This window comes from Mycobacterium sp. AT1 (assembly GCF_002043095.1).
Classification (GTDB): domain Bacteria; phylum Actinomycetota; class Actinomycetes; order Mycobacteriales; family Mycobacteriaceae; genus Mycobacterium.
Genome location: NZ_MVOC01000096.1, coordinates 21,562 through 47,906, shown reverse-complemented (window position 1 = coordinate 47,906; position 26,345 = coordinate 21,562). Strand labels below are relative to the sequence as shown.

The 26,345-nt window shown below is 65.6% G+C and carries 22 protein-coding genes and 2 pseudogenes; 5 read left to right on the top strand and 19 right to left on the bottom strand.

Annotated features, from left to right (window positions below):
- Nucleotides 1–1,177 (top strand): GMC family oxidoreductase (locus B1790_RS32610; protein WP_079927420.1); only part of this gene is annotated, 1,177 nt, incomplete at its 5' end.
- Here the strand turns inward: B1790_RS32610 and B1790_RS32605 are convergent.
- Nucleotides 1,132–2,067 (bottom strand): helix-turn-helix domain-containing protein, encoded by a 936-nt coding sequence (locus B1790_RS32605; protein ID WP_158083913.1) that lies wholly within the window; start codon nucleotides 2,065–2,067, stop codon nucleotides 1,132–1,134. The two genes, B1790_RS32610 and B1790_RS32605, sit on opposite strands and share 46 nt — an antisense overlap.
- Nucleotides 2,068–2,619: 552 nt before the next feature.
- Nucleotides 2,620–3,534, bottom strand: a complete 915-nt coding sequence (locus B1790_RS32600; protein ID WP_079927413.1) for a LysR family transcriptional regulator — start codon at nucleotides 3,532–3,534, stop codon at nucleotides 2,620–2,622.
- Between the two features lie 71 nt (nucleotides 3,535–3,605).
- Between B1790_RS32600 and B1790_RS32595 the strand changes: the two genes are divergently transcribed.
- The 4 genes and pseudogenes from B1790_RS32595 to B1790_RS35720 all read left to right on the top strand — a co-directional run.
- Nucleotides 3,606–4,544, top strand: a complete 939-nt coding sequence (locus tag B1790_RS32595; protein ID WP_198952183.1) for a DMT family transporter — start codon at nucleotides 3,606–3,608, stop codon at nucleotides 4,542–4,544.
- 132 nt (nucleotides 4,545–4,676) lie between these two features.
- The gene (locus B1790_RS32590; RefSeq protein ID WP_079927411.1) at nucleotides 4,677–5,444 is read left to right on the top strand and encodes a hypothetical protein; all 768 of its coding nucleotides are present in this window, start codon (nucleotides 4,677–4,679) and stop codon (nucleotides 5,442–5,444) included.
- The gene (locus B1790_RS35535; protein ID WP_233165431.1) at nucleotides 5,441–5,962 is read left to right on the top strand and encodes a DUF302 domain-containing protein; all 522 of its coding nucleotides are present in this window, start codon (nucleotides 5,441–5,443) and stop codon (nucleotides 5,960–5,962) included. Before B1790_RS32590 ends, B1790_RS35535 begins: the two co-directional genes overlap by 4 nt.
- Before the next feature lie 3 nt (nucleotides 5,963–5,965).
- Nucleotides 5,966–6,199 (top strand): annotated as a pseudogene (locus B1790_RS35720) (hypothetical protein); the annotation flags it as partial.
- A 911-nt stretch (nucleotides 6,200–7,110) separates the two neighbouring features.
- Here B1790_RS35720 and B1790_RS32570 read toward each other — a convergent pair.
- The 17 genes and pseudogenes from B1790_RS32570 to B1790_RS32490 all read right to left on the bottom strand — a co-directional run.
- Nucleotides 7,111–8,022 (bottom strand): annotated as a pseudogene (locus B1790_RS32570) (IS256 family transposase); the annotation flags it as partial.
- Between the two features lie 131 nt (nucleotides 8,023–8,153).
- Nucleotides 8,154–9,614 carry a hypothetical protein gene (locus B1790_RS32565; RefSeq protein WP_233165430.1) on the bottom strand — a complete coding sequence of 487 codons (1,461 nt, stop codon included), beginning with the start codon at nucleotides 9,612–9,614 and terminating at the stop codon, nucleotides 8,154–8,156.
- 137 nt (nucleotides 9,615–9,751) lie between these two features.
- A complete protein-coding gene (locus B1790_RS32560) occupies nucleotides 9,752–10,552 on the bottom strand; it encodes a mammalian cell entry protein (RefSeq protein ID WP_079927409.1) in 801 nt (266 codons plus the stop codon).
- Complete coding sequence (locus B1790_RS32555; protein WP_079927419.1) at nucleotides 10,519–11,070, bottom strand: mammalian cell entry protein; 552 nt, start codon at nucleotides 11,068–11,070, stop codon at nucleotides 10,519–10,521. The genes B1790_RS32560 and B1790_RS32555 overlap by 34 nt, the downstream gene beginning before the upstream one ends.
- Nucleotides 11,067–12,065 carry an RDD family protein gene (locus B1790_RS32550; protein ID WP_079927408.1) on the bottom strand — a complete coding sequence of 333 codons (999 nt, stop codon included), beginning with the start codon at nucleotides 12,063–12,065 and terminating at the stop codon, nucleotides 11,067–11,069. The genes B1790_RS32555 and B1790_RS32550 overlap by 4 nt, the downstream gene beginning before the upstream one ends.
- On the bottom strand, nucleotides 12,062–12,676 hold the full coding sequence (locus B1790_RS32545; RefSeq protein ID WP_079927407.1) for an Mce protein: 615 nt from the start codon (nucleotides 12,674–12,676) through the stop codon (nucleotides 12,062–12,064). The genes B1790_RS32550 and B1790_RS32545 overlap by 4 nt, the downstream gene beginning before the upstream one ends.
- Nucleotides 12,646–14,196: an MCE family protein gene (locus B1790_RS32540; protein WP_079927406.1), complete on the bottom strand. Its 1,551-nt coding sequence runs from the start codon at nucleotides 14,194–14,196 to the stop codon at nucleotides 12,646–12,648. Before B1790_RS32540 ends, B1790_RS32545 begins: the two co-directional genes overlap by 31 nt.
- Nucleotides 14,197–15,387, bottom strand: a complete 1,191-nt coding sequence (locus B1790_RS32535) for an MCE family protein (RefSeq protein ID WP_233165432.1) — start codon at nucleotides 15,385–15,387, stop codon at nucleotides 14,197–14,199. It lies immediately after the preceding gene.
- Between the two features lie 5 nt (nucleotides 15,388–15,392).
- On the bottom strand, nucleotides 15,393–16,997 hold the full coding sequence (locus B1790_RS32530; RefSeq protein WP_079927405.1) for a virulence factor Mce family protein: 1,605 nt from the start codon (nucleotides 16,995–16,997) through the stop codon (nucleotides 15,393–15,395).
- Nucleotides 16,998–17,000: 3 nt separating this feature from the next.
- The gene (locus B1790_RS32525; RefSeq protein ID WP_142271647.1) at nucleotides 17,001–18,476 is read right to left on the bottom strand and encodes an MCE family protein; all 1,476 of its coding nucleotides are present in this window, start codon (nucleotides 18,474–18,476) and stop codon (nucleotides 17,001–17,003) included.
- On the bottom strand, nucleotides 18,473–19,513 hold the full coding sequence (locus B1790_RS32520; protein WP_079927403.1) for an MCE family protein: 1,041 nt from the start codon (nucleotides 19,511–19,513) through the stop codon (nucleotides 18,473–18,475). The genes B1790_RS32525 and B1790_RS32520 overlap by 4 nt, the downstream gene beginning before the upstream one ends.
- A complete protein-coding gene (locus tag B1790_RS32515; RefSeq protein WP_079927402.1) occupies nucleotides 19,510–20,727 on the bottom strand; it encodes an MCE family protein in 1,218 nt (405 codons plus the stop codon). Before B1790_RS32515 ends, B1790_RS32520 begins: the two co-directional genes overlap by 4 nt.
- 5 nt (nucleotides 20,728–20,732) lie before the next feature.
- Nucleotides 20,733–21,614 (bottom strand): ABC transporter permease, encoded by an 882-nt coding sequence (locus B1790_RS32510; RefSeq protein WP_079927401.1) that lies wholly within the window; start codon nucleotides 21,612–21,614, stop codon nucleotides 20,733–20,735.
- A 1-nt stretch (nucleotide 21,615) separates the two neighbouring features.
- Nucleotides 21,616–22,413, bottom strand: a complete 798-nt coding sequence (locus tag B1790_RS32505) for an ABC transporter permease (RefSeq protein WP_079927400.1) — start codon at nucleotides 22,411–22,413, stop codon at nucleotides 21,616–21,618.
- Between the two features lie 475 nt (nucleotides 22,414–22,888).
- On the bottom strand, nucleotides 22,889–23,650 hold the full coding sequence (locus B1790_RS32500; RefSeq protein WP_079927399.1) for an SDR family NAD(P)-dependent oxidoreductase: 762 nt from the start codon (nucleotides 23,648–23,650) through the stop codon (nucleotides 22,889–22,891).
- Between the two features lie 39 nt (nucleotides 23,651–23,689).
- Nucleotides 23,690–24,871 carry an acetyl-CoA C-acetyltransferase gene (locus B1790_RS32495; protein WP_079927398.1) on the bottom strand — a complete coding sequence of 394 codons (1,182 nt, stop codon included), beginning with the start codon at nucleotides 24,869–24,871 and terminating at the stop codon, nucleotides 23,690–23,692.
- A gap of 155 nt (nucleotides 24,872–25,026) precedes the next feature.
- A complete protein-coding gene (locus B1790_RS32490) occupies nucleotides 25,027–26,247 on the bottom strand; it encodes a glutamate-cysteine ligase family protein (RefSeq protein ID WP_079927397.1) in 1,221 nt (406 codons plus the stop codon).
- Between the last annotated feature and the right edge of the window lie 98 nt (nucleotides 26,248–26,345).

The window sequence follows — 26,345 nt, the reverse complement described above, 5'->3', positions numbered from 1 at the left end:
CCCGCGGTACCGCGGGGTAGACGGACCCATGACGCCCGGTCCCGCTCGCACCGAGGAGGCCAACCCCCTATCGAGTGTGTTCCTCGAGGGCGCCCTCGCCGCCGGGCATCCGATCACGGAGGACTTCAACGGACTTCACGCCGAGGGGGCGGGATGGCACGACATGACGATCGTCGGCGGCACCCGACAAAGCGTCGCCGCCGCCTATCTCCACCCGATCCGCAGCCGGACGAATCTCACCGTCTCCACCGAGTCACGTGCCGTGAAGCTGGTCATCGACGGAAACCGTTGCCTAGGTGTGCGATACCGACGAAAGGGCGCCATCCACACCGCGTATGCCGAGAATGAAGTCGCGCTCAGCGCCGGCGTGGTCGACTCGCCACGGTTGCTGATGCTCTCCGGGATCGGGCCGGCCGCCGAACTCGAGGCAGCCGGGGTAGTCGCAGCACACGACCTACCCGGGGTCGGTCGCAATCTGCACGACCACCCGTTGTGCGGGATCGTCTATGAAGCGACGCAGCCCGTTCCCGCCGGACGGAACAACTACGGCGAAGCGTCCCTGTCGTTTTGCAGCAACGGGTCGCTCGCCGGACCGGACATGCAGATCTTGTTCATCCACATTCCCTTCCATCCGCCGCACCTCGTCGGACCGACCAACGGCTTCACCTTCGGCGTGACCACGGTGCCCGACGCCCGGGGAACGGTCCGGCTGCGCGACGCCGACCCCGACACACCACCGCTGATCGACCCGAACTATCTCGGCGCGGAGTCCGACGTGCGACGGATCATCCACGGCGTCGCCATCGCGAGGGACATCGCGGCGAGCGCCCCCTTCGCGCCGTGGAGAGGGCGGGAGATATTGCCCGGACCCGACGCAACGAGCGAAGAGTCGCTACGCGAGTACCTGGCCCAGGCCACCAGCACCTACTACCATCCCGTGGGAACCTGCGCGATGGGCATCGGTGACGACGCGGTGGTCGACGCCGAGCTACGCGTCCGCGGTGTCAGGGGACTGCGAGTGGCGGACGCGTCGATCATGCCGAAGATCGTCTCGGTGAACCCTGGTGCAGCGGCAATCATGGTCGGGGAGAAGGCGGCCGACCTCATCTCGGGGTCAGCAGCAACTACCCGTCAACGAGGGACCGATCTCCACTCGGCCAGCGCGGAGCACCGGTAGCGTGACGGAGACGTTCCGTAGCGCGCACGAAACGACCGCGACAGCACGGCCGGATCTGACAGGCACCACCTACCGGCGACATCTCCGATCGAGAGTCCGCGCATCGCCGGATCGGCCAGATCCTGTCGGATCGCTTCCAGGCGCAGATCGCGGATCATTCCGGCGACACCCCGAGTCTCGTTCTCGAACAACCGCTGCAGCGTGCGCGTCGACACGTGGTGCTCGCGGGCGAGCTCGGCGGTGGACAACGAGGGATCGGACAACCGGGCCTTGATCGAGTCGAGTACGGCGTTGCGCAGCAACAGTTCCGGCGTGAGGGTCGCGCGGTCGTCGAGGTCGACCAACGTCGCCGTCAACAACGCGGTCACCGCCACGCCCAGCCGGTGACGAGCGCTGGGCGACGTCGTGCCGAGTCGGCCGACCTCGGTGAGTACCCGGCGCAACGCGCGGCCGGCGCCGCTGGTCTGATACACCCGCGTCGATGCGTGCTTCAGCACGTCCGTCGGCATGCCCATGGTGGCCAGTGGGACGGTGACCACGACGCAACTCCACCGGTCGGGCAACTCCAGCTGATAGGGACGCGACGCCTCGTAGACCGCGAACTGGCCCGGTCCGACTTCGAGGTCGGAGCTCCCCTGGCTGAACCACCCCACGCCATGTCTCATCATGATCACCTTGGCAACCTCGAGGGAAACCTGGTGCGCCGAGGAGACGCTACGGCTGACTTGTTGTGCGTTTCCCGTCAGTGAGAAAGCGTCGACGGCACCCAGCCGGGTCTGCGTGAGCCGGCCGGAGGCGCAGTCGGCGCCGGTCGGTCGACTTTGCAGGCCACTGAATTGGCCCTCGAGGAGCTGGCCCCACCCCGATCCGTCTATCAATGGCTCTCGCACGTTCTCGAGATTACGAGCCTTACCTGGCAACACCTTGGAGTGAACTGCGAAGTAATCCAATCATCGGGGAGCTGCCGGCGTGCCCCTCGGTGCAGGGGTTCCCGTCGGGCGAACGCCTTGGAAGACGACGTGGACGTAGGTGCTCGGCACACGGTGTGCTGACAAGCGGTTTGACACGATCTCAGACTCCAGCGCGAGCGCTGGACTAAACAGCGGCCACGTCGCCCTGGGCCGTCTTGAGCGCAACGCCATGCTGCCGGATGGGGACGGGAGGACCGCGCAACCCAACGCTTTCCTCCGATCTCCGCTCGACAGGAATCTTCGCCGTCCCCCAGCATGCGGTGACCGCACTACGCGAATGCCCGCGCGGTGTCTCGGAGGCGCCGGTAGGCGTCCACCTCGCCACCGGGCCTCGCGTGCTTCGCTCGCTGCTTGTTCGAGGCCGTCGCTTCCTCCAGCTCCGGTGATGCTGCGCTTCTTCCGTTCGGTCAGGCCCCCGTGATCGCACCGCACGCACGCCCCGGTCCGTGCCCCTGGTCGCCGGCGGGTGGCCTAGCGGCGTTGGATCGCTTCGGCAGCCTCCACGATGTGTCGAGTCAGGCGCCCAAGCCCAACATCCGAGACCGAGGTGGCCCGGGCGAGCGAGAAGACGTACCGGAATACCGGTTGGTGTAATTCGAGGAGGCGGACCCCCTCCGGTAGTACCTGGCAACCTAGTTCGGGAATCAGCGCCACACCCACGCCAGCTCGGACCAGTGCCAACTGTACGGTAAAATCAGTTGCCTCGGCAATCGCGTCCGGTACGAAACCCGCTGCGCCGCACGCGCGTTCGATCATCTGGTAACAGCTCCACACTGGGCGGGGGACGATCCACCGATCGCGATTGAATTCCTCCAGCCCGACGCGTGTTCGAGTCGTGACACGCGCATCAGTGGTACTCACCGCCAAGCGGACCGACTCGGTGAGCACCTGTGTGGCGCTCAGATCGCCTACCGAGACTGGCGCCACGTTTGAGTAGGCATGGGTGACCGCGAGGTCTACCGTGCCTGCACCGAGAGCTGACAGCGCTTCCGGAGGCTCCATCTCCGCCATGGTCATTGGTGGCACGACACCCGGTGCGGACAGTGCCGTTGACCACGCGTCGGCGACGAATGACCGAGCCGCGGTCGGAAACGCCGCCACCCGATAGGTGCCGGTCGTCCCCTCCCGAAGTGCGCGAACATCCATTTCCGCGGCTGTCAGCAGGTCGAGGACACCTCGCCCATGAGCAGCCAAGACTTTCCCGGCGGCGGTCAGCCCCACTCGGCGTCCGCGACGTTCGATGAGCTTGAGCCCCAGTTCTCGTTCCAGGGAACGCAGTTGGATCGACACCCCGGGAGCGGCGAGCTTTAGCTCTTCTGCCACCGCGGTCACCGTGCCCAGGCGCTCCAATTCGGTCAACATCCTCATCTTGCGGACATCCAGCATGAAACCTTATTTATCAATCAATGACCAAAAAGTAAATGGAACTTCGGTGTTGGTTGCTGCAGGATCGACGTGTGAAGACGTTGCGGGTACTGGCCGCGGGCCTGGGTGTGGTGCTGCTCTGGGCGAGCGCATTCCCCGCTATCAAGGTCGCTTCTCCGGACCTGGGCCCAGTAGGTTTGTCGTTTCTGCGGTCGCTGTTCGCGTCGGTGACGTTGCTGATGTTCGCTCCGCTGCTCAGAGTCCGCCTACCGCGCCGGTCGGACCTTCCGATCCTGTTCCTGCTGGGACTGCTGCTCGCCGGCTATCAGCTGCTGCTGAATTGGGGAGAGCAAGAGGTGCCTGCAGGCACCGCCAGCGTCATCGTGGCCGCAGCTCCTCTCGTCTCTGTGGGCATTGCCGCGATTCGTTTCGGCGAGCCGCTGACGACGATCAAGATTATTGGTTCCGTCCTTGCGTTGTCGGGCGTCGCGGTGGTGTGCTTCGCTCGGTCTGGGCCGACCCTGTCTGCGGGGGTTGTCATCGTCGTGGTGGCGATGGTGGTGCAGGGCATCTATCACCCTCTGACCAAACCTGTGCTTCGCACCTACAGCGGTGCCGAGCTGACCACCTACGGCATGATCGCCGCCACCGTCGTCGCGCTCCCGACCCTCCCCTTCTGCTGGCAGCCGATCACTGATGCGCCGTCCTCGGCGTGGCTCGGGGCGCTTTACCTCGGAGCCCTGCCCTCGGCAGTGGGATTCATCTTGTGGGGCTACGCCGTGGCGAATCTGCCCATCGCGACCTCCACCTCATTGCTCTACCTGGTTCCGGCCGCTGCCATCGTCATCTCCTTTCTGTGGCTCCACGAGCTGCCACTGCCAGCCGAGCTGGCCGGCGGCGCGATCGTCATACTCGGTGTCGTCGCGATCAGTCAAGGCGACCGCCTCCGCGCGCGAGTACGTCACAAACCGCAACCGCAGCCCACCGCCGTCGCCGATGTCGGTCACGTATCCCATGCACGTCCCATCTGACAGGACCCGTATGAACGCTTGCTACCTCCAGTGCCCAACTACCGGGCGCACCGCGGAGTTGCCGACCGGGCCATCTCCACTGCCGCAGTTGGCACGCAGGGAGTTTCTGCGCTTAGACAACGGCTTTCGACGGTGAGCCCCGATCTTCTCGCCACCGTCATCGATCGGGCCGGTGGAGCGGCCCTGTGGAGCCGGATCGGCCAATTGCGCGCCCACCTGACGATTGGGGGTCCGATCTGGGCTAGCAAGGGTTGGCCAGCCGGCCAAACCTTCGATCAAATGGTGACGCTGGACCCCAAAGCCCAGCGAATACGGTTCTCGCCGTTCACGCTCCCCGACCGCTGGATGGAATTCGACGCCGTCGCCGACACCGTCACGCTGCAGCCGTTCGACGGTTCACCCGCAGAGGTTCTGTCATCGCCGCGCGCGTCGTTCACCGGAATGCTGCGATCCAGTCCCTGGGACGCCGCGCATTTGGGCTACTTCTTGGGCTATGCGTGCTGGAACTACCTCACGTCGCCGTTCTTGTTCGCCTATCCCGGCGTTCTCACTCACGAATTAGACCCATGGCGTGAAGCTGGACAGTCCTGGCGACGGCTGGCGGTGACCTTCCCACCGACGATCGCCACACACAGTCCCAAGCAGGTCTTCTACTTCGACCACGATGGTGTGCAGCGGCGGATGGATTACATCGCCGAGGTCAACGGCTCGGCTCTGGTGGGGCACTACAGCACTCGATTTCGCGACTTCGGTGGTCTGCAGATTGCCACGCGCCGACGTGTATTCCGCCGCACCCCCGACAACACGGTGAATCTGAACGTCGCTTCCATCACCCTCGACATCCACGACGTCGAACTAGATTTCTCGGCCGACAACGAGATAGGAATGGCCTCGCCGTGACCAGCTCCAACGACGTAATCGAGTACCAGACGCGCCGACTCGACATCGGGCTGCCTTCGCTCTACGACCAGGCGCGGGACAACTTTGAACGTTTAGTTCCCGAGGTCGACTACGCACGCTTCTTTCAACTTGCCAACTGGCAGGCCCATCTCGAGCTAGCCGAAATCAACGCCCCACACGGCTTCATGTTCTACAACCGCATCGACGTCTCCGCCGTGTTGGCCAATGCGCCGTCCGCGCCGTGGAAGGCCACGCAGTACCTGATGGGTAATCACACGATCGCCGAACGGATGTTCCGACATGACCCGTCCATCATGTTGCATGCTCCGTTGCGTGCCTTGATCTACGCCGATCGCGAAGGACACACCCACTTCACGATCGACCAGCCCAGCTCGCTATTCGACAGCTACGACAGCCCGGCCGTCAGCGCCGTCGGAGTCGAACTCGACGAGCTGGCGGCCCAGCTGATTCACCTGCTCGGAGGCCAGCCGCCCTCCGAGCTCACCAGTCGTCGATAGCGCTTGAACGACGCCGATAATGAGAGAGCTGGCAGCGCAGGGACGCAGGATTGTCGGCAGACGTGCGGCAAGCTCGACGATGGGTGGACGGCCGAGTCCAAGGGTAGAAAGGCCTACGACGGTCTGCACGACGTGTTCACCGATCAGCCTATGGGCGCGCTGACCGAGGAGCGCAACGACGTCAACCCGTTCACCCGGACCCAGCAGGACGAGGTGGCGGCCCGGTCGCACCAGCGCGGGGACTAACGGTGTTTCCGGCGGTTTTCATCAATAGGTTTCGGCTGCCGGGAATCGGTTGGCGAAGGTGATCGCGAACGCATTCGGGGCAGGTTTCGTGCGCCGTGAGTCGCTGTGATTTGAGTGGAGGTGAGAGACCTTTGCCGTCGGGTCGTCGCAGCGGCCCGATCGGAGCTGAGGGCAGCCCAAGCCGGGAGGTGTCGGGGAGGGTGGGAGCAGCCTTGACAAAGCCGGGGCGTGTCAGCGCTGCCAGATGGTGCGGGTCCGGCGAGCGCGATCGAAAGGAGGGCGTGAGGAACCGATGTTGTAAAGCCCCTCAACGCTATACCGACTCGAATCTGGTGGATGTGGGTCGGGAGCGGCGCATCCCGAGGTGTGTAGGAGCCACGGGAACTTTCCGGGCCGGTGAAACGCGGTCTGGAGAGGCTGCGGAGAAGGTCTGCGGCGTAACCGCAGTGAGGCCGCAGGGGCAGAGGCGGACTCCTCCTCGATCGATCGAAGCACAGTGAACACGGGAACCGTTGCGGGTCTGCCCTTTCCGAGTGCAGCCAGCGTATCGGGGGGGCTGGGCGCACCGTCGGTCGATCGGCTCGCAGCGGGGCGGAGTTGCCGTAGTACTCCGGGAAAGCCGGTCACATGGGGAAGGGCAACAGCGAGAGGAGTCAGTTGGTTGCTGTAATGCCGAAAGATGCGCCGCCGAATGGCGGCGCCGGCGGCGCGGGCCCGAAGGGTCCGTGGCAGCGGGTATCGGAGATGCAGGACAAGCTGCACCGTTGGGCGGCGGCCGATACTGGCCGCCGATTTGATGATGTGTTCAACCTCGTGCACGACCCGGCGACGCTGATCGTGGCGTTTGATCGGGTCGCGGGTAACCGGGGCCGCAACACACCCGGTGTCGACGGTGTGACTGCCGCCGTGTAGATCGGCTTCACATCGCGTTGGATCTCGTCCCAGTACTTTCGTGATGTTAATCGAAATGGGTTGCGCAGCAGGTGAATGATGCAGATCTGCACGATCGCTTGCGGCCATACGTTGCTCACCACATCGGGCAGACCCTTCAGTCCGTCGCAGACCACGAAGAACGTGTCCTTGACGCCGCGGTTGCGCAGATCGGTCAGCACGCTCATCCAGAACCTGGCGCCCTCCCCGCCGGTGCCGGCCCACGAGCCGAGGATGTCGCGTTCCCCGGCCAGGGTGACCCCGATGGCGGCGTAGAACGGGCGGTTGGCGACCTGGCCGTCGCGGACCATCACCACGAGATCGCGTCGATGAAGATCGCGGCATAGGTTTCATCAAGGGGCCGTACCGTCCACGCGTTCATCTCCTCGAGCACCTCGTCGGTGATCCGGCTGATCGTCTCCTTGGACACCGACGCACCGTAGATCTCGGCCAAATGCGCCGAGATATTCTCCGTCGTCAGGCCTTTCGCGTACAGCGACAAGACCACCTCATCGACCCCATTCAGCCGGCGCTGGCATTTCTTGACAATCTGGGGCTCGAAGGTCGATGCTCGATCCCGGGGGCACGTCAAGTTCGACCGGGCCGGTGGTGTCGGTCAGCACCGTCTTGGAGCGGGTGCCGTTGCGGACGTTGCCCGACCCCGCCTCGGGCGGGTCGTGCTTCTCATAGCCGAGGTGTTCGGTCATCTCCTCATTGAGCGCGGTCTCCAGCACCGTCTTGGTCAACTGCTTCAGCAGCCCGTCGGGCCCAATCAGCGACAGGCCCTGCTCTTGGGCCAGTCGCACCAGCTCGACCGCAGCCTTCTTCTCAGCGGACTGCTCAGCCGCCTTCTTCTTCGCCATATCTTCCAGTGTCGTCATCACGGCACCTTTCTCGCCGAGCAACGCTCAGCGAGTCAGTGCCGGAAACACCGTTAGATCCACAGCCCCGCGCTGGGACGCGAAGCGGTGCAGGTGGTCTGAGGTCACCGGTGTCGCTTCCGGTCATCGGTGTGTCAGCTAACGTCGGCCGGAATGGGTGGACTGGACGTCGGAGTCAAAGGGCTCGGCGGTTCGCCTTGCGCTCGAAGCAGTTTACTTGTGAGAGAACGGATTAGGAATCCGTAGACAAAGACCGCAGCACCCAGGGCGCACAGGAGGGGCGCGAAGATGATGAGCTGTGGCCAATTGGTGTCGACGATCACGAAGTGGGGTTGTTGTCTTTCCAGTCCGGGAATTACGTCGTTGCGGAAGTAGTCGCGGATGAGGGGGACCGAGCGGGAGGGCGTGCCATCGAAGTGGGTCAAGTTTTCGGTGCCGGGGACTTCGGTCCATCCGTCGGTGACAGTCTTCAGGCTCGTGATCAGTTGATAGGTCTGCGGCAGTTGTGCCTTCATGTCCTGTAGGACCCGTTCGGAGGTCACGTGTGACGTCGAGGCCAGTACGTTGATCAACGTGGTGGCATCGGCGGTGGACGCAGAGAACGGTACGCCGTCGAGCAGTCGGGCGGCGTGGGGGAAGTTGAGGTGGACTAGGCCGCGGACGTCCTGCAGGGGGATGCCGACGTGCTGGGCGACGTGCTCGAGCAGCGCCGGGTATTCCTGGGTCACGCCACCGTCGGGCAGGACCGCGGGCCCGAGCGCATCGACGAAGATGGAGATGAACTCGACGCCGGCATGGTCTCCTTGGATGCGGTCCAAGGCGAAGACGGGCCGGGTGTCATCCAGCAGAGCCTGACCGCCGATGAGGCGGGGAAACAGGTTCAAGGCGAGCACCAATCCGGGCACGATGACGCCGATCACCGAGACGACTGCCCACGCATATCGCAATCGGTTGCGTTTCACACCATTTCGCGTCTTGACTATCATGGCCACGCCGAACGCGATCACGGCAGCACCCAAGACCAGCAACAGCGGCGGAAGGAACCACACACCGCCCCTTGCACCCAGCGGCCGGAAGTTGGCTTGTTGGCGTTCGACGGGTCCCACGACTTCCTGGCTGAGGTAGGTTCGCAGCTGCGGCATCGTGCGCACCGGCGTGCCGTCGAAGCGGGTAAGCGCTTCGGTGCCGGGGATGGCGTCCCACCCGGCGGTGAGTTTCGGCAGGTTTTGATACACCTGCCAGATCTTGGGGTAATCGGTTTGCAGCATCTGGTCGGTCTGTGCCGGCGTTTGTTGCAGGACCGTGCTCAGGTAGTGGACGAGTTTGGGCAATTCGGCGCTGACTTCGGGCAGTGGGAGCGAAGTAAGAAATCCGTTGATTGCGGGAAAATCATTGCGTAGCAGCTGTTGTGCTGCATCGGGAGAGCTTCCGGTGCGCGAGGCGATGAAGTCGATCAGTCTGGGCATCTCGGCTGCCGCCCCGTCGGGGTGCATCATGGCGTCACCGGTATCGGTTGCCGCGGAGACCATTTCGATGCCAGCGCGGGCACCGATGACGCGGTCGACGGTGAACGCCGGGCTGAGGTCGTCGACCATCGACTGCGCGGCGCCCAGCCGGTCGAACAGCTGCCACGACACCACCAGGATGACCACGATCACCCCGACCAGCGCTACTCCGGCCCATGCCAGCGGAACCGATTTGCGGGCCATATTTGCCTTTCATCGTCGAGTCGTCAGAGCTGCGGAGTGAGGTCAGTGAAGCTGACGGTAGACATTCCGGTGACCAGCCAGCGCGAGCTTTCCTGCGTCATGGTGAGTCGGTAGCCGACGTACTTCAGCGAAGGGACGTTCTTGGTCAGCGGACTCGTCGCCGTGGTGTTGGTGAAGACGATGGCCACCGCGTCCGAACCGTTCAACGACTCGACCCCCGCGCCGACGACCTCGGTGCTGTCTGTCACCTGGGCTTGCTTGTTTGGTGCGGCGGCCGCGGCGAGGAACTTGCGGTATTGCGCCCCGAAGTCTCCGCTGAGGTACTGCCTGGCGCGGTCGGCCAGAGTGTCGATCGTCTCGGGTGTATAGGTCCACAAGGTGGTGACGGCGGCGACCGCGGTGCGTACCACCTCGGTGCGCGTGGACGCCTCGGCGCGGTCGGCCAGGTAGGCGTGCAGACCGGCACCGGCGAAGGTCAGCGAGCCCACGAACACCGCCGTCGCCACGGCGACGAGAGCAATCTGCCACCGGTTGAAGCGTGAACGCGCAGTGCCTTGTTCATCCGAGGTATCGGCGGAGGGGACGTCGTCGGCGCCGGTCTCGGTGGTGGTGGCGGGGGAGTAGTCGTCGCCCTCGTGCTCGAGCAGGGCGGTGGTACCGGAGCCGGAAGCGCGACGTTGACGCTTTCCGCGCGGAGTGGCGCTCGGCGAGCGTTGGGGGCGCCGGTTTCTCACTCTTCTCGCGCCGCCCCCGGCGACTCTCTGGGTGCCGTCCTGGTCGTGTTCGGTGGTCACGTCATCGGGATCAGGCTGCTGATCTTCCATTGGTCACCCTCCTGTTTCGTCGTGACGACCCACCGGTTGGCCCGTGCCGCTTGCAACGTGCCGTCCGGTGACTGCGATGTGAGCTTGGTGACGACGAGTACGTCGACGCTGCCGTCGTCGTTGCGCCGCGACACCCCGGCGTCGAGCACGGTGCCCGTCGTGGGTTCGGATCGGGCGATGCCGATGAGGATCTCGTTTTCGTTCTGGCGGTATTGGTCGGCGAATCCACCGGTGGCCTGGGCCAAGATCCGATCGGCGTAGTCGTTGGCGTGGAATGGATCCGGAGAGGTGAATTCGGTCATGAACGTTCGGACGTAGTCCACGGCGAAAGCATCGGTCATGGTTGCCCGCCGGTGGACGTCGTGTGACGACAGCACCCAGGCACAGGTCGCGATCGCGCTGATTGCCACGAGGGCGGCGACGGTCACCACCAGCGGCGCCCCCCAGCGGCGCGCAGGTCGCGGCGGCGGCGGAAAGCACGGGACATCATCCGGATCGATCTTGCGGCGGGGGCTCACGGCTTGGCCTCGATCGGTTGAGGGCTGGTCACGACCGTCAGATCGTCGAGACGCCAAAGCGCCGAGCCGGATTGAACGAAGGTCACCCGCACCGTTGCGGTGAGGTAGCGCTGATCGGGCGCAGCTCCGCGCTGCCCCTGCAAGAACAGCAGCATCGTCGCCCGGCCGCGGCCCGCGTCGAGCACGGCGCCGTCGGTCACCCAGTATTCGTTGCGCACCGCTCCCGACCTGCGGATTGACTGCTGCTGGGCGGTCAGCTGCCCGCGGTATCCATCGGTGACCAAAGATTGGGCGCGCGCGAAGTCGGCCTCGATGGTGTCGGGGTGATACGTCAGGATCTGCTCGACGACGTGGGGGCCCAGCGCGGTGATGGCCGCGTCGGTGTCGGCGACGGTACGGTCCGGCAGGGCGATGACGGCGAGGCTTAGACCAGCGCCGGCGGCGCAGAGCACGGCCGCGGCCAGGGCAGTGACGACCGCGGCGCGGCGGGGCCGGCGCGCCGCACCCACTGCTGGCGCCACGTGGGTTTCGGTATCGCAGATCATGTCGGCGAAGGTCCGTCGACGGGGATCCTTCAGCGGCCACAGCCAACCCAGAAGCACCGGCACGGTGTCCAACAGGTGCGCCGCGTCGCGCAACAGCAGTCTCACGGGCCCGACGACCGATCCGTCGCGGCGGACCAGCGTGAGCCCGAATACTCTGCGGCCCAGTGTCTTTCCGCTAGCACCTGGGAGGAGAAACCTGTTGAAGCCTGTCCAGAGCACCGCCGCGACACCGAGGCTCACACACCCCCACCACCATCCCCCACGCAACGGCACGGTCAAGGCGACCAGCGCCGCGGTGGCCAGCACCGCAGCGCCGGGCAGGAGGTCCAGACTCCATGCGCCGGCGCGCGCAGGCCACGATGCCCACTCCCCCGCGGGAGGCTCGTCGGGTTCGGGCCTCGTGTCCGAGGATGTGGTGTGCGGACGGGCCGCGACGTCGGTGAGCGTCACTTGGCCACCTGATCGAGTTCGGCGACCTTGAACTGGCCGTCGACGGGCACCATTTTGACCCGTACCCGGTAGCTGTTCTCCCGGTCGGCCATCCCCTGCTGAGACACGGTGGCGCGGAATACCACCAAGACCTGGATCGACCCGTTGTCGCGGACCCGTTCGACGGCGGCGTACATCTCGGGGACATGCACACCGACGTCGACGGCTTGGTAGGCCTGCGCCAGCACCTCGCCGTACCACGTGGCCTGGTCGCCGAAGCTGCCCGTCGAGCATTCGGCGAGCTTGCGTTGGGTGGCGGGCAACGCGGCGGCGTTGGGGGGTTGGGTGGCCGCGACGCAGTCCTTGGCGGCTGCCAGCGCTGCGTCGGCGGCGGCGGCGTTCGCCTGGCTCCCGCGATGCGCCTGTCGCGCGTAGAAACCGCCGGCGCCAGCACCTCCAGCGAGCAGCAGCAGCACAGCTGCGATCAGGATCGGCCACGGTCGTCCCGTGCGTCTACCACCTGAGTCGTCGGTGTCGGTCGACGTGTCGGTGGCGTCGGGCGTTCCGGCGGTCATCGAGGTGTCGATCGGGGTCAGAGTGCTCACCCCACCGGTGCCAGCATCTTCTTCCATCCGTCGTCTCCTGCCTGGATCGAGTTGTCGACGGAGTATCGAACCCCGTCGGGCCCGGTGATCTCTCCGGACTGGGTGTGGATGGGGGCTACCGGCGGTCCGGCCGGGGTGTAGATGCACGGGTTGGGTTGCTGGCCGTTGCATTGGACGGTGCCTGACCCGGGCGGGCTGAGTGCGTCGTTGACGGGCGGCGGTGTGCCCGGCAGTCCGGTCGCGGGCATCGGGTTGAGGCCCGTGTCGATTGTCGGCGCTGGCACCACGAAGCCGGGTTTGACCGGTTGATCGCAGCGCGCTGCGGGCGCCGGGCAGGTCAGCCCCTGGTCAGGGTCGCCGTACCAGGGGTTGGTGCCCATGGGTTCATAGGGTTGACCGCTGCGGCACTCCTGCGGTGTGGCGGCGGTCTTGCCGGGGACGTCGACACAGGGGATGTTGCGGGCGCCGCGGACCGCGTTGGCCGGGGTGTCCTGAGGGATCTTGCAATATGTGCCCGAGGGCAGCGGCGCGATGCTGGTATCGGCGGGTGAACGCCACTGCGAGGCAGGCAGGAACCCGGTCAGGCAGGGCGGGGGCTGGTTGATCGCCAACCCGAGGTCGATGCGGGCTTCGCCGGGGAACGCCAGGGTGGTGGTCTGGGCGACTGAGGCGGCCTGCGGCAGCAGCACCAGCACCTGCTCGATGCCTGCCCGGTAGCGCAAGAGCAGACCGGTGACGACTTCGAGGTTCGCCAAGGTCTGGGGAAGGGATTCGCGGACGCCGCCTAGGACGTCGTTGGCGGTGTCCAGGGTCGGGGCTGCGTTGGTCAGCACGTTCTTGAGCTGGGGGTCGTTGGCGGCGGTTTGGGTGGAGATCACGTTGAGGTTGTGGATCCACTGCTTGATCTGGTCGGTGGAGGCCGATTGGCTGGTGAGCAAGGGGGCGGACTTGGAGATGAGGTCGTTGATGTCGGTGGTGTTGTCCTTGAGTTCACCGGTGAGCGATTGGGTGGCGTCGACCAACTGGTGCAGTGCCGGGCCTAGGCCACCGATCGCTTGCGACGTCTCGTCGAGCACGGTGGCGATCTTGTCCCGTGGTAGCGCCGCGAGGCCGCGATCGACGGCGTCCAGCGCCGCCCCGATATCCTCGGGAACCGTGCCCGCCGCGACGGTTTGTCCGTGGGTGAGGTACTTACCGTGGTCGCCGTCGGCGACGAGATCGAGGTACTGCTCACCGACGGCGGACACCGAGTGCACGCTGGCGGTGGCGCCTACGGGGATCCGATAGCTGTCGTCGATGCTCATCGTGACCTCGACGCCGGCTTTCGTCGGCTCGACCGCGGTCACCCTGCCGATCGTGGTACCGCGGTAGGTCACATTCGCCGTGCGGTACAGGCCCCCAGACACTGGCAGATCGGCGGTCAGGGTGTACTGCCCGACGCCGACCTCGGCGGGCAGACGCAGGTAGTACCCACCCAGGACCACCACCGTAAGCAGTGTCAAAATGCCGAAGACGATGAGCTGGATCCGAACGAATCTGGTCACCATTCAGGGCCCCCTCTCGACCAGCGGGCCGCCGGGCGCATCGTTTGGATTCGGGGTGAAACGCACGTCGGGAATCATCGTGGCGGGATCGCGGCCCCAGGACTGCTCCAACGCTCGCAGTGCTCCGGTGAAGCGCGTCCCAGTCAGAAGCCCGTTGTCCAGGGCACTAAGCGTCAGGTCCACGTTGAGTGAGGTGTTGATGAAGTCACCGCGGAAGCTCTTCGGAACGGCGTCGATGTCGAACGGTGCGGTGAGGGCCACCTTGAGCGCCGGAACCAGGAACGGTGCCGCACGGACGAGTTGGGCCAGCGGCCGCTGCAGGGAAACTAGGTTGCGGTTCAGGGTGGCACTCGACGAGTCGGCCGTTCTTTGCGTGGCGTCGCTGAACCGGCCGATCGACTCGACGGCGTTGATGACGGTGCCGCGGGAGTCGGTGAGGTACTTGACCAGTGGGGGCAAATCGGTCAGCGCCCCGTTGAGCGTGTCGTTGTGTGCGGCGGCCATGGCCAGCAGCCGGTCGGCTGAGTCGATGGCGTGGGTGACGTCCCCGATCTGCCCTTCGAGCTTGGCGGTGAACGTGTCGAGTTTGTCGAGCAGCGCGCGAATTTGGTCGGCGCGGCCGTTGACGACGTTGTAGACCTCGTTCGAGATGACCTCGAGGTTGGCCACGCCGCCACCGTTGAGGAGTGTCGCGATGCTGGCCAGTGTCTGTTCGGTGGTGGGGAAGGCCGACGAGTTCTGCAACGTGATGGTGTCGCCGTCACGGAGGAATTGTGGAGAGGGGTCCGGTGGGGCGGCGAGCTCCACGTGCTGTGTACCCAGCAGGCTGGTCTGTCCGATCTTGGCGGTGGCGTTGCGGGGCAGTCGCACACCACCTTGGAGTTCGACGGTGAGGGTGGCGACCCAGTTCTTCATCTGGATTTCGTGGACCTGCCCGACGAAGACGTCGGAGATCAGGACCTTGCTGTTGGGGGTCAACCCCAGCGTGTCGGGCATCTGTACGTAGACGACGTAGGAACCGTGGCCACTGCCGGGACCGCCGGGGATGGGCACGTTGGCGATGCCGCGCCACTGCCCGCAACCGCTCAGCGTCAGCGCGATGGTCAGCACCACCGCGCCCTGCCAGGTTCTCCGGCGCGGACGGCGCGCGGCTCCGCTGCGGGGTCGGATGATCCGGGTCCGCCACCAACCCAGGGCGGTCACCGGCCCGGTCCCATCGGTTCTTCGGCTGGCAAAACGGGTCCGTCGGCGGGAACGGCGGCCGGGGCAAGGGCTGGAGTCGGCGCGACCGGACCTGGGATGACCTCTGGTCCCGGCGGCGGCGGCGGTCCCGGCTGTGGGTACCACGGCGGCGGCAGCGGGTTCGTCTCGTCGAAGCTGTTCGGCTTTCCGGGCAGGTTCGGTCCCCACGCGGGCGGTGCGTCGTCCGGACCGCCCATGAGTTCGGCCAGCGACCCTGGTGACAGCAAGTTCCCGGTGACGGGACGCACGTTCAGGCCCTGCATTCCGGGTGCCGCCACCCAGCCCGGTTGGTGGTTGCCGTGCCCATTGACGTAGGTGTCCGGCGCGAAGATGCCGGGCACGGTGGTGTCCTTGAATCCCGGTGGGGGTTGCAGCCGCGGCTCGGAGTAGGCGGTCATCTTGGGTAGCGTCTCGCCGGTGCTGAACGGCATCAACCCGAACGGCAAGTAGTTGAATTTGATGGCATCCAGGACAGGTGTCAGATACTGCGCGCACAGCTCGGCAGAATCCTGGTAACCGAGCCTGCTGCCGGCCTGGATGGAGCTGCAGATCAGCTGCAACGGATTCGCGAAGTTGGTGACGGCCGGGATGATCGTCAACGCGCCTTGGGCGGGGTGATAGCTGTTGTTGGTGTTGGCCGCGAAGGTCGGGAAGGCGTGCAAGAAGTTCTCCAGGTTCTTCTGCTGATCCGGTGTCACCAGCGGATTGGTCGCCGTCGCCAGGTTGTTGACGTCGGTCTTGAGTACGGAACCGTTCTCGTCGAGGAACTTGCGCAGCACGGGGAGCAATGTGTTGACTTGCTGAACGGCGTCGGAGACGGCGTGGTCATTCGGCGCGAGGCTGCTGGTCAGCTGAGATAGGTTGTCGTTCAACGAGATCAACTGTTGTTCGTTGATTTGCAAGGTGTTGAGGAACGTGGCCAGTCCGCCCACGATCGCGAACGTTTCGCCGCGGCTGTCGTTGATGGCACCCAGGGACGTCGAAAGCGTGTTCAGCGTCTTGCTGATGTCGTTGCCCTTGCCTGCCAGCCCCTCGGCGAGAGACTCTAGGGTGTCGCCGATCGGCCCCTTGGGTTGCTGTGGTGTCGGCCCCAGCGCGGTCACCGTCTTGCCGATGCTGTCGCGTAGGTCGTCCCACTCCACCGGCACCTGGGTGTGTTCGACGGGGATGACCGCGTTGTTGGTCAGGATCGGCCCACCGTTGTACGGCGGCTCCAACTGAATGTTGCGCGAGGCGACAAGGCTCGGGTTCATGATGACCGCTGAGACGTCGGCGGGCACCTTGTACTTGGTCGGAAAGTGAAACGTCACCTTCATCTTGTCGCCGGCCGGTTCGACGGTGTCGACGGAGCCCACCGGCACGCCCATGATGGAGACCTCGTCCCCCGGGTACAGCGAATTGGCCTCGGTGAAATAGGCAACGACCACGTTGTTCGTCAGCTTCTGGAACAGAATCCATCCTCCGTAGGACAACGCGAGCGCTGCGACCACGGCCACCGAGGTGACCACGATCGACTTTCGGGACGGCTGCCGCAGCTTCGGCGCGTCGAGAGTCGTGCTCATCGGCTAGTTAACCCCCATGGGATCGGTCGGGATGGGCGCGCTCGGCGCTGACGGCTCCGGCGCCACCGGTACGGTCCGCGCACCCGGCGGCCCGGGGGCGAGAGGTGCTGCCGGGACGCCTTCGATGGGCGGCGAGGATTCTCCGGGCACCGCCGCGCTCGGTACGCCCGGTGCAGGCGGCGGCGCGTTCGGATTCGGTGGCTGCCCGGTGAGATCGGGGCCCCCATAATTGGCGCCGTAGGGGTTGCCTCCGAATGGGCCGGTATCGCTGTTGGCGCAGGGCAGTGGGTTCGCAGCGGTGGGGTAATCGCCCGGCGCGGGTGTGTACGAGCATGGGGAGCCCGCGATCACGGCGGGGCCGGGATGCTCAGGGGTGCCCTCCAGCGGTGTGGGGGCCGGGGGCGGTGCACCGTTGGGCAGCCGTTGACCGTTGGGGTCGGGGAATTGCGATGATGGCAGCCCGGCATCGCCCCAGAACTTGTTGGGATCGATGCCGCGTTTCTTGAACGCGGCGTCCACCCACGGTTGCAGGATTTGATACGGCAGCAGGTTGAAGATCGCGGCCTTGACGTAGGGCCCGGAGGAGGCGATCTCGGTCAGCGACGCCACGAACTTGCCGACGTTCTGGACCGTGGCCGCCAGGTCGTCCTTGCGCTGAACCAGGACGTCGCTGACGGTGCTGATCTGTTTCAGTACGGCGTTGATGTTGGGGTTGTCGTTGATCAGGCCTTGGACTTGGGCCGCGACGGACTCGACGTTGCCGAGCAACGCCTCGATGGCCTGGCCTCGCGCGTTGATCGCCGACAGCAGCGCTTGTGCGTTGACGAGCAGGCGGTTGATCTGTTCGCCGTGGATGCCGAGGACGCCGGCCACCTTGCTGGTCTCCCCGAGCAGATGCTGAATCTGGTCGTCGCGAGTGCTGAGCGTGTCGGCGAAGCGCTTCACGCCGTCCAAGGCAGCGTTGAGGTGCGGAGAGGTCTGGTCGACGGTGTCGGTGAGCACCTGCAGCGATTGCTTGATGGTGCCGACGTCCCAGCCGCCCACGTCCTTGGTGGCGTCCCGGAACGCGTCGTAGATCTGGTAGGGGGTTGTCGTCTGGTCCAGGGGTAGCGTCGCACCCGGCCGAAGCGGGTCCGTCCCACGCGGTTCGACCTCCAACACCTTCTTGCCCAAGATGGTGTCGGTGCGGATGGAGAGCCGACTCTTGGTGCCAATGGTGTTGCCGTCCAACGTGAATTGGACGACTACGTGCCCGGTGGCCAGGGCCAGGCTCTGCACCGTGCCGACGTCCATTCCGGCGATGCGCACCTTGTCCCCGGCGCGCAGCGCTCCTGAGTCGCCGAACTCACCGTAGAAGCGTGGTTGGGCGAACAGCATCGGCACGCTGGTGAAGCTTTGACCGACGCCGGTGACGAGCAGGACCAGGATCAGCGCCATGATGCCGACGCGGACGCGGTGTTCGGGTTGCAGCGCCCTCATTGCGGTGTGCACCTTCCGGTCGGCTGCTGGGTGAGCCGGACCGTTCGGACCGGCCCGCCGGGTTGCAGCCCGTTCAACGTCAGCGTGACGTCACACAGGTACAGGTTGATGAAGTCGCCGTAGGTGCCGGCGCTGCGCCCGAGCAGCGTCAACGCGGTCGGCAACTTGTGCAGCAGGTCATCGACCTGTGGGCTCTGATCGACCAGGGGTTGGAGCACGCCCTGGGCCGACGTGATCGTCGATTTCAGCAAGGGCCGGTTCTCGCTGAGCAGATCGCTCAGCGCCCCGGTGGCGGTGCTCAAGCTGGCCACACTGTCGGCCAGTGGGCCGGCTCGGTCGCTCAGCCCGCTGATCAATGTTTCGAGGTTGACCACGGTGGCGTCGACCTGGCCGGCCTTGGCGACGATGCTGTCCAGCACGGTACCGAGGTTTTTGACCACCGACCCGATTGCCTCGTCACGGTCAGCGAGTTGAGAGGTCAGTCGGCCGGTCTGGTCGAGGATGTCGTTGATGGTGCCGCCCTGACCTTGAAAGACCGTGACGATGGCGGACGCGATGGTGTTGACCTTTTGTGGGTCGAGTGCTTGGAACACCGGGCGGAAACCACCGATGAGGGCGTCTAGGTCCAAGGCCGGTTGGGTGCGTTCGAGGGGGATGAGGCCCCCCGGCGGCAGGGTGCGGTCACTACCGTCGCCGGACCCGCGGGTGACTTCGAGGTAGCGCTCGCCGATCAGGTTGGCGTAGCGGACCTGCGCGGCCGACGACTGGAACAGCGGCAGTGCTCGGTCCACGGTGAAGTCGACGCGCACACGGGTGCCCCCGTCGACGAGCCGCATGTCGGTGACCTTGCCGACCTCGACGCCTGATGCCCTTACGAATTGGCCCTTGCGCAGGCCGCTGACCGAGGCGAATTCGGCGGAGTAGCCCACAGTCTTGTCGAAGCGCACTTGGCCGAACACCACGACCGTGAGCATCGCGAAGAGCACCAGGACCAACGAGACGGCGGCAAATTTTATAGCACTCGAGGTGGTGTTCACGGGTTCACCGTGTTCTCTCCGATTTGACGTCCCCACACGTAGTCGTTGGCCCACGGCGACCCGATCCGGAACTGCTTGTAGGGCGCGATGCTGGCGCCGGTGTCCATCACCAGAGCCGGAGCCGGCCACAGGTCACGGGTGATTTCTTGCCAACAGCCGGGCGCGCCGCCGGGGCCGCCACGGGCGTTGACCCTTGGCAGGTTGTCGGGGAAGACGTACGGATTGGCGCCACCGACGAGCTGGGTGTGCACCTTCACTGAGTATCCGTTGCCCCCGCCTTCGGAGGCCCCCACGGCTGGCTGGACCTGCCCGGCATTGCGGATGGCGCACGCCAGTTCCGGGCTGTAGGTGTCCAGGAGCGCGCTGACTGGCGCCAGCTGCAGAAGGGTCTGCGCCAGGTGTGGCTGGCTCTTGTTCAAGACGTCGGTGCCGGTGTTGGAGAATCCGATGGCCGACAGCAGCGTGGCATCGAGGTCCTTCTGCTGGGTGTTCAGGGTGCGTGCCGTGGTGGTGAGGTTCCCCAGGGCGCTCCACAGATCCGAAGAGGCATCCCCTAGCGCGTCGGTTATCGTCGCCAATTGACTGATGTCGGTATGGATTTGGTCCATTTGAGGGTTCAGGTTGTCGAGAACTTCGTTGCCGTTGGTCAGCGCGGTGCCGAACTTGTCGCCCAACCCGGACAGTGCGTCGGCCGCGCCGCTCAGGGTGAGGTTCAGCTTGACCGGGTCTATCGAGTGCGCGATCGAGGTGACGGTTTGGAAGACGGTGTTGATCTCGGTGGAGACCGACGCAACGGCGATGACGTCGGTGGGAGTGATGGGTCGCCCGGGTTGTTTGGGCGAGGACAGGGCCACGTATTTGCCGCCGAATACCGTGGTGGCCTTGATGGCGGCGTCGATGTTGACCGGGATCAGCGAGTAGTACTTCGGTGCGATGTCGAGGATGAACTTGGCCGCGGGCTGGCCGTCACGGTCGATCTCGGTGAGGCTTCCGACCTTGCCGATCTCCACGCCGTTGAGGGTGATCTTGGAGCCGGGTCCGATCAGCAGTCCGGCCCGGTCGGAGATCAGCGTGAGCGGTTCCTTGGCTGTGAAGCCGCCCCGGAACTGGATGAAGACGACGACGGCGATCAGCACGAGCACCGTCGCGCCGAGTGCAGCCAAGGTCTTGAAAGGCGGTGTGCGCTGGGCGTTCTCGGGAAGGGGTGTTGACATGGTGGCTACACCGAGAGGTTGAAGTTGGGGTCGACGCCGTAGAGCGCCAGCGACGAGAGCATGGCGATGATGACGACCGCGGCCAGGGAGAACCGCATCGAGCGTCCGACGGCGTCGCCGACGCCGACCGGTCCCCCGGCGGCGGTGTACCCATAGAAGCAATGCGTGATCATCACGACGACGGCGGTGATGACGGCGACGAGGAACGACCAGAACACGTCCTCGGGTCGCAGGAACGTCCGGAAGTAATGGTTGTAGGTGCCGCTGGATTGTCCGTAGAACAGGGTCGTGACCAGCTGAGGCGAGAGAAAAGCCATGATCATGGCCAGCCCATAGAGCGGCAGGATCACCACTACGGCGGCGATGATCCGCGTTGAGGCCAGGAATGCCAGGGACTTGACTCCCATCACCTCCAGCGCGTCGATTTCCTCACTGATGCGCATGGCGCCGAGTTCGGCAGTGGCGCCGGCGCCCACCGTCGCCGCCAGCGCGATGCCGGTGACGACGGGGGCGGCGATGCGCACGTTGACCAGCGCCGCGAAGAACCCGGTGAAGACGTCCACCCCGATGTTGCCCAACGAGGAGAACCCCTGGATGGCGACCAGTGAGGCACCGGACAACGTGATGAAGGCGACGATGGCGAGCGTGCCTCCGATGACCGCCAGCGCTCCGGTGCCCATCCCGATCTGGGCGATGAGCCGCGTCGTCTCGGCGCGGTAGCGGCGCAACGTCAGCGGTATCTGCCCAATGCTGACCAGCGTGAACCACACCATCTGCCCGAACGAGTCCATCCCGCGGCGGGGGACGCTGAAGTAACGGCCGAGGTTGGCGGTCACGCGTGGGTAGCGGGCACGGATGACGGCGGCATTGGCGCTGCTCGTGGTCACCTCAGTGCCCCGTTCCGAATCGCACGCCGATGGTGGTCAGCACGACGTTCACCGCGAAGAGGGCGATGACGCAGAGCACTACGGTTTCGTTGACTGCAGTGCCGACGCCCTTGGGTCCGCCGGACACGGTGAGACCGCGGTAGCAGCCGACCAGACCGGCGATCAGCCCGAACGTGACAGCCTTGGCGGTCGCGATGAGCACCTCGGGCAGCCCGGTGACCAGCGTGAGGGTCGACAGGTAGGCGCCACCGGAAACCCCTTGCAGGTAGACGCTGAAGACGAAACCGCCGACCAGTCCCACGATGATGACCAGACTGTTGAGCAAGGTGGCGACGACAGTCGCTGCGATCACCCTGGGTACCACCAACCGGCGGATGGGGTCGATGCCCATGACCTCCAGGGCGGCGATCTCTTCTCGGATCGTGCGCGCACCGAGGTCTGCACAGATGGCGGTAGAGCCCGCCCCGGCGACCACCAGCACCGTGGTCAACGGTCCCAACTGGGTGACGGCACCCAGCGCGGCGCCCGCCCCGGAGATGTCGGCGGCGCCGAACTCGGCCAGTAGGACATTCAGCGTGAAGGTGAGCAGCACTGTCAGGGGTACTGCGGCCAACATGGTCGGGATGATCGTGACGCTCATGAGGAACCACGCCTGCTGGATGAGCTCTCGCCATTCCACGGGATGGCGGAACAGGGCCTTGGCAGTCAACGTGCACATTCGGGCAAAGCCACCAATGTGTCCTATAGGGCCGCTCAAGTGGATACCGAGGTAGTTGCGCACCCCCGCGGAGGTCGTCATGGAAGTCGGCTCCCGGGGTGGGCCTGGTGAAGCGGTGACACCTGGGACGCCTCCTCAATGAGAATCGTGCGACTAAGAAGATGCACTAGTAAATAGTTGACACCTAAGAGATAGCGGTGATGGTATCTAGTGGGCTGCGTCACCACAAGTGCGTCTTTGTGGTGTGGGCCATAGCCGGTGGCCGCTGGTGTCGACCATGGGGCTCGAGCGCAGCGCGTCCGGCGGGGTCTCGGGTCGTTGAGGATGGAAGGTTCGCTACCTTCCCCGAGGTGGCATCGCCGACGACCCCCACCGTCACCGTGCGGCGCAATTGTTCGGGGTGGGTTCGTCTCGCCGACGAACGGCGCGTCCCCCCGTAGTGACATCGGCCGCTCAGAGGGCGAGTCCTGATTCTGCCCACTGGACAACGGTTTTCAGCTGTCCGCTGGAGCTGCGCTGTCGTCCTGAAGGTGGGGTGCGCGAAGTAAGGCGCCGCTCACGTGGGACCCATGCGCACTGCGCCATCGAGCCGGATCGTCTCGCCGTTGAGCATGGGGTTGTCGATGATGTGGGTGACCAGCGCGGCGTATTCGGCGGGTTTGCCAAGCCGCGATGGATGTGGGACCTGTTGGGCGAGAGACGCTTGTGCGGCGTCGGGCAGACCCGCCATCATCGGAGTTTCGAAGATTCCCGGTGCAATGGTCGTGACACGAATGAGGTGTCGGGCCAACTCGCGGGCGATGGGCAGGGTCATCGCCGCAACGCCGCCCTTGGATGCGGCATAGGCGGGTTGGCCGATCTGGCCGTCGAATGCGGCCACCGATGCGGTGTTGACGATCACGCCGCGTTCACCGTCGACGGGTTCGGCGCGGGCCATCGTTGCTGCGGCCAGCCGAATCACGTTGAAGGTGCCGAGGAGGTTGATTCGTACGACACGTTCGAATTCGGTCAGCGGCAGTGGGCCGGAACGGCCAAGCACCTTTCCGGGAGTGGCGACGCCCGCGCAGTTGACCAGCACTCGGACGTCGCCGATCGACGCTGCGGTATTGATCGCCTCGGAGACCTCTTCCGCGGAGGTGACGTCGGCCGGCGCGAACGTGGCCGCCGGTCCAAGCAACTCTGCTGCTTGCTCGCCGGCGGAGCCGGGGAGGTCGACCAGAACGACGTGGGCCCCTCGGTCATGCAGTGCGTGGGCGGTGGCGTTGCCGAGACCGGAAGCTGCGCCGGTGACGATCGCGACGACCTGGTCGATGTTCACGGGATTCTCCTTCGGGGTTGGGTGCTGCGGTCGACTGAGTCATGGAATGTGCAGGATGAGGGCGTCGCCCTGGCCGCCGCCTCCGCAGAGAGCAACCGCGCCGATGCCGCCGCCCCGGCGGCCCAGTTCCAGAGCCAGCTGCAGGGTGATGCGGGCGCCGGACATCCCGATCGGGTGGCCCAGGGCGATGGCGCCGCCGTTGACGTTGACGACGTCGGGATCGATGTCCAGGGCGCGTGTGGAGGCGATGGCCACCGCCGCGAACGCTTCGTTGATTTCGACGAGGTCGAGTGCTCCTGCGGTGATGCCGGCGGCGGCGCAGGCCGTCGCGATGGCTGCGGCGGGTTGGACGTGCAGACCGGAATCTGGGCCGGCGACGATGCCGTGCTCGCCGATCTCGGCGAGCCAGGTGAGTCCGGCGGAGATCGCGCGCTGTTTGTTCATCACTACGACGGCGCAGGCGCCGTCGCTGATCGGTGAGGCGTTGCCGGCGGTGATCGCGCCACCTTGCCGAAACGCGCCGGGTAACTGGGACAGTGTCTGGACGGTCGTCTCGGGGCGGACTGCTTCGTCGCGGCGTAGCCAGCCGCCGTCACGTTGGTGGCCGGGGATGCACACCGGAACGACTTCGTCGTCGAAGACGCCGCCGTCCCACGCATCGGCCGCCCGCTGATGTGAACGTGCTGCTAGTGCGTCCTGCTGGCCGCGGGTCACCCCGCGGGTATCGTTGTCGGCTTCGGCGAGCAGCCCCATGGGTTGGTCGGTGAACGCGTCGTGAAGCCCGTCGAGGGCGAGGTGGTCCCTGAGGATCACGTCTCCGTATTTTTGGCCAGTGCGGGAGTGCGGCAGGAGATGCGGTGCCCGGCTCATGGATTCCATGCCGCCGGCGACGATAATCTCGAAGGCCCCGGAACGGATGAATTGGTCGGCCAGGATGATGGATTCGACGCCTGACAGACAGACCTTGTTGACGTTGAGCGCCGGAGTGCTCATGGGGATTCCGGCCGCGGCGGCGGCTTGACGGGCGGGCATCTGTCCTGCGCCGGCGGTGAGGACCTGGCCCATGATGACGTACTGCACATCCGACGGAACGATCGAGGCGTTGGCCAGCGCCGCGTTGATCGCGATGCCGCCTAGGTCGGCCGCGGTGAAGCTCCGCAGGGCACCTTGGAAGCGGCCGATGGGGGTGCGCGCACCGGCGATGATGACAGAAGTGGTCATGCGGGCAGATAGCCTTTCTCGACGACACTCACGAGGTGGGTTGCGGATAGCGGACCGGGACGGACCCGCGGCCGGGTGGTGCGGTCAGCCTGGGATGGCGATGGCGCAGTGCTGCCGCGGGCAGGCCGGCAGCTGGTTGGTCATAGCCGGGTTGGTCACAGCGCCCGTTCGAAGGGCGCTGGTGAAAACCACCCGGCGTTTCGGTGCTCGTGATCGTCGGCGGGTGCGAGACCACGGCGGGTGAAGCGTTCGGCGAATGTTTCGACCGTCTGAGCGGCGGCGTCATTCCCAGGGGTCTGTTGGAGAAATGCTTGGGTGGTGTCGAGCAGGATGAGCGCGCCAGTCCGCAAGGTCGGGTTCACCAGGCCCGACCTGGCGGCGATCGTCCAGAGGTGGCGGGTGTCGGGCAGCGCCGCCAGCAACTCGGTCGCCACCGCCGTGGTCATCGCTGCGCAGACGGTGTGAACTGCTGCCGCCCGCAGCTCGGGGGGTAGTGCGTCGATCATTCGTAGCTCCAGCCAGCCACGGGGCCGGATGGGGGGGAACAGCGTCGTGAGGTGGTAGCGGAGGTCTGCTCGGCTGGGCCAGCCGATCGGGTGCCCGTGGGCGAGCCAGTCGCCGAAGCTGAGCCCAGGTGGCAGAGCGATGCCCTCACGGCCGGTGTTGACGAAGAAGACGTCCGCGCCGAGGGCGTAGCGGGCCCAGTCCCTTTCGGGCGAACGGGTGAGGGGTAGTGGAGCGGTGCGGCCGGGGTCGATGCGGCTCCAGATCTCCTGTCGCCGCGACTGCCAGCGCGCGCCGTCGTGACCGATGCCCGGGGAGTTGGCGAACATGGCGATCAGCAATGGCCCGATCCGGTTGGCAAGGTCCCAGCGATGGTGGCCGCCAAGCGGATCGTGACTGACGTTGATCTGCACCGAGGCGGTGTTGGTCATCATCTGGGTGCCGGCGTTGCCGCGGTGAGCGAAGAAGGCCTCCATCGCGGCGTAGCGCGGCTGGTCCAGAATCCGAGCCGGTGGGCGACTTTCGTCGAAGGCCAGGTCAGAGGTACACCAGCCGTGCCGCCGCAGTTGCGCATGCACGATCTGGGCGTCGGTTTCCAGGGCGGCAAGGGCGGAGCTGGCCGTCGGCTGAGGTGAGGTGGACACTTCGACTTGCCCACCCGGCTCGATGGTGACGCGTCCGCGGTGGGGCAGCCGGATGCCGAGCAGCGGGGTCAGCTCCGCCACCGTCGGCCGGGGCGAAGGTTGCTCCCGTGCGTGGTGCAGCCGCCATTCCACCTCGATGCCGACCAAGTCGTCTGCGGTGCACTCGAAGTTGGTCGCTGCGATATCCATGGCCTGATCGACGGTCAGGGTCGGGTAGGGGTGCGGCATGCGGGTTGACTCCTCGAATGGATGAGTAAGAAGTTTCAGAACTAAGTAGTTGACTGCTAAGAGATTGGACAATAGTATCTAGTGAACCACCTCACAAC